Origin of the sequence: Pantoea sp. SIMBA_079 (assembly GCF_046940275.1) — a bacterium.
Taxonomy (GTDB): domain Bacteria; phylum Pseudomonadota; class Gammaproteobacteria; order Enterobacterales; family Enterobacteriaceae; genus Pantoea; species Pantoea borealis.
On record NZ_JAWRYR010000671.1, the window covers coordinates 1 to 250 of the forward strand.

At 70.4% G+C, this 250-nt stretch carries 1 protein-coding gene; it reads right to left on the minus strand.

Annotated elements, in window-relative coordinates; genetic code table 11:
- Nucleotides 1–250 (minus strand): hypothetical protein (locus SB719_RS21640; protein ID WP_412159958.1); only part of this gene is annotated, 250 nt, incomplete at both ends.

A 250-nucleotide genomic window follows, 5' to 3' on the forward strand; every position in this document is an offset into this window, starting at 1 on the left:
GTCCGGGTCGCACGATCAGGAGGCGCTCACCGAGCCGGACCGCTGTGGATCGCTCGGCGGCGACCTTCGCGTCGGCGTACTGCGTCAGGTCGGACGGCTCCACGAGCGCGGCGGACTCGTCAGCGCCCGGCTCGTCATTGCGGGCGTAGACGGAGACGGTGGAGACCAGCGTCCAGTGCGCGGCATCGTCCGCGAGTGCGCCGAGGGCGGGCTCGACCAGTTCGGGATCGTAGGCGATTTCGATCACCTC